The sequence below is a fragment of the Streptomyces sp. NPDC057654 genome, from assembly GCF_042800135.1.
Classification (GTDB): Bacteria; Actinomycetota; Actinomycetes; order Streptomycetales; family Streptomycetaceae; genus Streptomyces.
Map to the genome: position 1 here is coordinate 1 of NZ_JBHVHQ010001290.1, position 1,646 is coordinate 1,646.

Sequence of the window (1,646 nt, forward strand, 5' to 3'; positions counted from 1 at the left end):
GTGCGAGCTGTTCCAGCCCTCCACCACGAAGGAGAGGACGCCGACCCGGGGGGCGTCGTCGCCGAAGAGCGAGAGCACCTTCACCTCGGGGATCGCGGCGAGCCCTTCCCGGACCCGTGCCAGGAGCCGCTGCTCGCGCTCGACGAGCGCGTCGAAGCCGGCCTCGGTCAGCGCCTTGCAGGCGGCGGCGATGGCGTAGACGCCGATCACGTTCGGCGACCCAGCCTCGTGCCGGGCCTCGGTCTCGTGCCACTCGACGTCCACGCCGCCGTCCGCGCGCCGCTCGACCCGGCGGCTCGCCCCGCCGCCCGCGAGGTACGGCTCGGCCGCCAGCAGCCAGTCCCGGCGCCCGGCGAGGACGCCCGAGCCGAACGGCGCGTACAGCTTGTGGCCGGAGAACGCCACCCAGTCCACGTCCGAGGCCGCCACGTCCACCGGGTGGTGCGGCGCGAGCTGCGCGGCGTCGACGACGATCCGCGCGCCGTGCGCGTGGGCGGCGGCGGCCAGCTCCCGTACGGGCCACACCTCGCCCGTCACGTTGGACGCGCCCGTCACACAGACCAGCGCGGGCCCGTACGGCTCCCGGTCGGCGAGCGCCTTCTCCAGCGTCTCGACGGCCTGCGCCGGGGTGCGCGGCGCGTCGAGGTAGCTGACGGTGACGTCAGAGGCGGCGGAGGCCGCGCGCCGCTCCCACGGCAGCAGCGAGGCGTGGTGCTCGGTCTCGAAGACGAAGACCCGCGTGCCGCGCGGGAGCGCCGAGGCCAGCAGGTTGAGCGAGTCCGTGGTGGAGCGGGTGAAGATCACCTGGTCGTCGGCACGGCAGCCGAGGAACTCCGCGACGTCGGCCCGGCTGTTCTCGAACAGGTCGGTGGAGAGCTGCGAGAGGTAGCCCGCGCCGCGGTGCACGCTGCCGTAGTAGGGGGCGTACGCGGCCACGTCGTCCCAGACCCGCTGAAGGGCGGGCGCGCTGGCGGCGTAGTCGAGCGCCGCGTAGGCGACCTCGCCGCCGGTTACGAGCGGGACGCTGACGTTCCGGCCGAGCACCGGCAGCGGCTGGCAGGCCTCCGAAGGAGTGGTGGCGACGGCGGTGGCGGTGGCGTGTGCGGACATGCTGAACTCTCCCGGCGGTGCAGGCGGAATGTCTTCGAAGGCGCACGCGTTCGGGGACGCGTACGGAACGCCTCGACGCACGGCTCGCGCCGCGTACGGAGGCATGAAGAGATCTGAGAAGACCTGAGGAACCCTCAGGGGACGTCAGAAAAGGGGCCGTCGGCCCTATCGCATTCGCTTGCTCACGAGACTGCTCCCTCAAGACCAGGACCCCTGGACGAGGGGCCCGCGCTTGCCGAGGACCTTGCTGTCCACGACCTGGTCTTCACCCGGGGCACCCCGCCACGGACGGAGGGTTGCCGGACAGCGGGCCGGGGCCTATGTCGCTGTCACTCATGACCTGTGCGGTATCTTGCCACACGATCTTCGATGCGCAAGGCGCGGTCCGCACTGTGGACTGCGCCTTGCGTCACACGAAGACGCGCAACGACGCGCGACGTCATACGAAGGCGCCAAGGCACGCGGGGCGCGTCGCGCCCCGCACCACCCGAAGCCCGCACCCGCCGCCCGCCGCCCAGGCGTCCGGCGTCAGGCGT

General features: G+C 72.8%; 1 protein-coding gene and 1 riboswitch. The gene reads right to left on the bottom strand.

Translation table 11 applies throughout. The annotated features are described in order from the left end of the window. Window positions 1-1,110: aminotransferase class V-fold PLP-dependent enzyme (locus ACFU99_RS42935; RefSeq protein WP_384404023.1), on the bottom strand; the 1,110-nt coding region annotated here is incomplete at its 3' end. A gap of 223 nt (window positions 1,111-1,333) precedes the next feature. Then, a riboswitch (SAM riboswitch) is annotated at window positions 1,334-1,451 on the bottom strand. Window positions 1,452-1,646: the final 195 nt, after the last annotated feature.